We start from the raw sequence: 5,047 nt of genomic DNA, 5'->3' as shown, positions 1-5,047 counted from the left end.
GCCGGGGGTTCCCGGGGGGTGGGTGTGCGGGTGCGCCCCCCGCGGCCCCCCCCGGCCGCCCGGCACCGCCGGGCCGGACGCCGCGCCGCATGACGCGCGCAACCGCCTCGTGATCCCCGGCCTCGTCAACGGCCACACACATGGCCATGGCGGCCTGGCGAAGGGTAGCGGCGACAAGTGGGACCTCGCCCTGCTGCTGGCGCATGCACCCTGGGTCGGCGGCGGGCGCGGGCTGCGGGACAAGCATCTCTCCACCGCGCTGACCGCGGTGGAGATGCTGAAGAAGGGCTGCACCGCCGCCTTCGACATGCCGGCCGAGTTCCCCTGCCCCACCATGGAGGGGCTGGAGGCGATGGCCGACGCCTATGCCGCCGTCGGGCTGCGCGCCGTGCTCGCGCCGATGGTCGCCGACCTCACCTTCTTCCAGGCGACGCCCGGCCTCGTCGAGGCGCTGCCGGAGGAACACCGCGCCCGCGCCGCGGGCATGCGCATGGCGGCACCCGCCGACATCCTCGCGGCCATCGGCACCGCCGCGCAATCCTGGTCGCATGGTCGGCGCAACATCCGCCTCGGCTGCGCGCCGACGATCCCGCTGCACGGCACCGACGAATTCCTCAAGGGCTGCCGCGCGCTCTCGGCCGAATACGGGCTGCCGATGCAGACCCATGTCGCCGAATCGCGCTACCAGGCCGCGGCGGGCGAGGCGCGCTACAGCGGCGCGACGCTGCTCCAGCACATGGACCGGCTCGGCCTGGTCGGGCGCTGGTTCAGCGTGGCGCATGGCGTCTGGCTCACGCAGTCCGACCTCGAACTGCTCGCGAAGCGCGGCGCCAGCATGTCGCACAATCCGGGCGCCAACATGCGCCTCGCCTCCGGCATCGCGCCCGTGCGCGCGGCCATCCGCGCCGGCGTCACGGTTGGCATCGGCACCGACGGCTCCTCCTCCTCCGACAACCAGAACATGTTCGAGGCGATGCGCCTGACCGCCTTCGCCTCCCGCCTCTGGGAGGGTGCGGAGGATGACGACTGGCTCGGCACGGCCGAGACGGTGAGGCTCGCCACCATCGGCTCCTCGCACATCGTCGGCCATGACGAAGGCGGCGTGATCGCGGCAGGCAAGGCCGCCGACCTCGCGCTGCTCGACCTGCACCATGTGAACTGGGCGCCGTTCAACGACGCCGCGAACCAGCTGGTCTGGACCGAGGATGGCAGCGCGGTGACGGATGTGATGGTCGCCGGCCAGTGGAAGCTGCGCGACCGCAAGGTGCTCGGGCTCGACGAGGCGAAGCTGGCGGCCGAGGCGCAGGAAGCCGCCGACCGCCTGCGCGGCGCGAATGCCGAGGTGCGCGCCTGGTGCGAGGCGGTCGCGCCCCACATCGCCTGCCACTGCCGCGCGCTGGCCAGGGGCTGGACACGCTCGAAGCGGCTGCTGAAGGCCGAATAGCTCCCTCCCCTGCCCTTTCTCCCTTCCCCGCTCGCGGAGGAGGGTCGGGGTGGGGGCAGCGCAACCCCACCACCGTTGCCGGAACCCGCCGCCATGTCCGATCCCGCTCTCGCCGACCTGCTCATCACGGGCGGCACCGTCGTCAACGAGACCGCGCGATTCCCCGCCGATGTCGCGATCAAGGACGGCGTCATCGCCTTCGTCGGCCACCCGGCCTTCGCGCCCAAGGCGAAGGAAACCCTCGATGCACGCGGCAAGCTGGTGATCCCCGGCGCGATCGACGTGCACACGCATATCCGCGAGCCGGGCATGACCCACAAGGAGGACTGGACCACCGGCACGCGCGCCGCCGCGGCGGGCGGCGTCACCACCGTCTTCGATATGCCGAACACCGAGCCCGCCATCGCGACGGAAGAGGCGCTCGCCGCGAAGCGCGAGGCCGCCGAACGGCAGGCGCATGTGAATTTCGGCCTCTACGGCATCCTCGACGAACGCTCGCTCGATCACCTGCCGGCGCTGGCGAAGGCCGGCGTGATCGGCTTCAAGCTGTTCTACGGCAACACCACCGGCAACAACCCCGCGCCGAATGACGGCGCCGTGCTGGAAGGCTTCGAGATCCTGGCCGAACTCGGCCTGCGCTGCTCCATCCATGCCGAGAACTCGCCCATGCTGTTCTGGCGCGAGAACCGCATGAAGGCCGCCGGGCGCGACGACGCCTTCGCGCATCTCTCGGCGCGGGCGGACATCGTGGCGCTGGAATCGCTCAACCGCTCCATCGTGCTGAGCGAGTGGACCGGCGCGCGCATCCACATCGTGCACGAGAGCTGCATGCGCTCGATCCCGATCATCCGCGACGCCAAGGCGCGCGGCGTGCCGATGACGGTCGAGACCTGTCCTCAGTACGTCCTCATCGCCGCCGAGGATCTGCGCGGCGACGCTGGCCGCATCGCCAGGCTGAATCCTCCCATTCGCGAGGGCCGGCAGCGCGAACCCATTCTGCAGGCGCTGCTCGACGGCACGATCGACATCCTCGGCACCGACCACGCCCCGCACGCCGAGGAGGAGAAGCAGCGCCCCTCCTTCTGGGACAATGCCTGCGGCTTCCCCGGCGTCGAGACCTCGATGCGGCTGATGCTGACGCTGGTCCACGAAGGCCGCATGACGATGGAGCAGTATGTGCGGATGGCGAGCGCCGCACCCGCCCGCGCCTTCGGCCTCTGGCCGCGCAAGGGCGTGATCCAGCCCGGCGCGGATGGCGACATCGCCGTGGTGGATGCCGGCGCGCGCGGCGTGATCCGCGGCGCCGAGCTGCGCAGCATCCGCAGCCGGTTCACGCCCTTCGAGGGCATGGAGACGGTCGGCCGCGCGGTCGCCACCATCGTGCGCGGCCGCGTCGTGATGCAGGACGGCAAGGTGCTCGACGCGCCTGGCTGGGGCCGGATGGAGCGGCCCGCGATGCCGAAGCCCGAGCCGCGCAACCTCGCCACCACGACAAAGGCCATCCTGCGCCCCGACGCGCGGCCCTGGTAGGCGCGGGCCAGCCGGCGCACGGGACATTCGCGAAGCATTCACACCCACGTGGCAGGAAGGTGACATGGTCCCTTCCCCCGCCGAGCCCCCAGGGGCGAAAGACAGCCTGACCGGCCTGCTGCAACGGGATGCGCTGCTCGCGGCCCTGCAGCAGGCCGCCGCGCCGGAGCATGGCCGCGGGCAGCCCTTCGCGCTGCTCGCCCTCGACCTCGACCGCTTCAAGACAGTCAACGACACGCTGGGCCACGCCGTGGGCGATGCGCTGCTGCGTGCCGTGGGCCGGCGGATCCGAACCGCGGTCCGCGGCGGCGACCTTGCCGGGCGGATCGGCGGCGACGAGTTCGCCATCCTCATGGCGCATCCCGCCGGGGAGGTCGCGGCGCAGGCGCTCGCCGCGCGCCTGGTGGAGCTGATCGGCAGGCCCTTCCTGCTGGACGGCCACAGCGTGGTGATCGGCGCCAGTGTCGGGATCGCGCTGTTCCCCGTCGATGCGGCCGAGCCCGAGCCGCTGCTGCGCTGCGCCGATCTCGCGCTGTACCAGGCGAAGGCGGAGGGGCGCGGCGACCAGCGGCGCTTCAAGCCGGCGCTGCGGGCGCGCGCCGAGGAACGCCGGCGCATGGAGACCGACCTGCGCGCGGCGATCGCGCTCGGCCAGTTCGAGCTGCACTACCAGCCCCATGTCGAGCTCGGCTCCGGCCGCCTCTGCGGCTTCGAGGCGCTGCTGCGCTGGCGCCATCCGGAGCGGGGCCTGGTGGCGCCCGGCGAATTCGTGCCGCTGGCGGAGGAAACGGGGCTGATCCTGCCGATCGGCGAATGGGTCCTGCGCACCGCCTGCCGCGAGGCCGCGAGCTGGAGCGATTCCACGCTGGTCGTCGCGGTGAACGTGGCGGCCGCACAGCTCGCGCGGCGCGAACTCGCGGCGCAGGTGAAGGCGAGCCTGGCGGCCACCGGCCTCGCGCCATGGCGGCTCGAGCTCGAAGTCACCGAGACAGCCCTGCTGCACGACGTCTCCACGGCACGCGCAACCTGCCACGAGTTGCGGGGAATCGGCGTCCGCATCTCGCTCGACGATTTCGGCACGGGCTATTCCTCGCTGTCTCGGCTGCGCAGCTTCCCGCTTGACCGGGTCAAGATCGACCGCAGCTTCGTCACGGAGATCGCCACCGAGCCGGAAAGCGCCGCGATCGTGCGCGCCGTCGCCGCACTCGGCCATTCGCTCGGCCTGCGCACCACCGCCGAAGGCGTGGAGACGCCGGGACAACTCGCGGAACTCCAGCAGAATGGCTGCACGGAGGCGCAGGGCTACCTGTTCAGCCAGCCGGTCCCCGCCGCCCGGGTGGAAGCGCTCATCCGCCGCAGCACGGCCGAACGGCCTGCCGCGGACAATGGGAAGGCGATCGCCGCATGAACGGGGCAGCAGCACTGCGGCGCGTGATCTATGTCAGCCACACCGTCACGGCGCCGGAGGAGCCGATCGGGCCGGTGCTGGCCTCGATCCTGGCCGCCGCGCGCCGCAACAACCCGCGGATCGGCGTCACCGGCGCGCTGCTCTACACCGCGCGCCGCTTCGCCCAGGTGCTCGAAGGCCCGCCGGAGGCCGTGGAAGCGATCTTCGAGACCATCCAGTGCGACCTGCGGCACGACCACGTCACGGTGCTGGAGGTCAACAACCCGACGGAGCGCGCCTTCGCCGACTGGAGCATGGCCTTTGTGGAGGGCAGCCTCGCCCCGGAGGACATGCAGGGCGAGGCAGCGGCGCCACGCCTGCTCGCCACGCTGCGCGCCGCCATCCGCAACACGGAAGCGGCGACCGCCTGACGGCCAAGGCGCCCACGCCCCCCCCCCCCCGGGGGGGGGGGGCCGGCGGGGGGGGGGGGGGCCCCCGCGCCGCTGCTGCGCGCCGTCACCGCCCGCCGGACCAGCCGCCAGATCTATGCCCCTGACCCGGTGCCCGAGCCGCTGCGCCGGGCGGCGGTCGCCGCCCCCCCGCGGGGCGGCGATGGCCGGCAGCGTTGGGTGGGGGCCGCGCCGGCGCCCCCCGCCCAGGCGCGGCAGATCCCCCAGGGCCGCCCC

Annotated in this window: 4 protein-coding genes; all 4 read left to right on the top strand. The window is 72.9% G+C overall.

All coding sequences use genetic code 11. From position 1 onward, the window contains the following. Positions 1–1,444 (top strand): amidohydrolase family protein (locus AC1MIR_RS20465; RefSeq protein ID WP_480030027.1); only part of this gene is annotated, 1,444 nt, incomplete at its 5' end. A gap of 93 nt (positions 1,445–1,537) precedes the next feature. After that, positions 1,538–2,974: a dihydroorotase gene (locus tag AC1MIR_RS20460; protein ID WP_480030026.1), complete on the top strand. Its 1,437-nt coding sequence runs from the start codon at positions 1,538–1,540 to the stop codon at positions 2,972–2,974. 64 nt (positions 2,975–3,038) lie between these two features. Then, positions 3,039–4,382 (top strand): putative bifunctional diguanylate cyclase/phosphodiesterase, encoded by a 1,344-nt coding sequence (locus tag AC1MIR_RS20455; protein WP_480030025.1) that lies wholly within the window; start codon positions 3,039–3,041, stop codon positions 4,380–4,382. Next, positions 4,379–4,792: a BLUF domain-containing protein gene (locus tag AC1MIR_RS20450; protein WP_480030024.1), complete on the top strand. Its 414-nt coding sequence runs from the start codon at positions 4,379–4,381 to the stop codon at positions 4,790–4,792. Before AC1MIR_RS20455 ends, AC1MIR_RS20450 begins: the two co-directional genes overlap by 4 nt. The last annotated feature ends 255 nt before the right edge of the window (positions 4,793–5,047 follow it).

It is taken from the genome of Falsiroseomonas sp. RANM36 (assembly GCF_056682175.1).
Note: the sequence above shows the minus strand (reverse complement) of the source record. Positions and strands in the feature narration are given on the sequence as shown.

Coding starts and splice junctions, on each gene's coding strand:
- AC1MIR_RS20460 (WP_480030026.1), top strand. CDS start 1,538: ATGTCCGATCCCGCTCTCGCCGACCTGCTCATCACGGGCGGCACCGTC.
- AC1MIR_RS20455 (WP_480030025.1), top strand. CDS start 3,039: ATGGTCCCTTCCCCCGCCGAGCCCCCAGGGGCGAAAGACAGCCTGACC.
- AC1MIR_RS20450 (WP_480030024.1), top strand. CDS start 4,379: ATGAACGGGGCAGCAGCACTGCGGCGCGTGATCTATGTCAGCCACACC.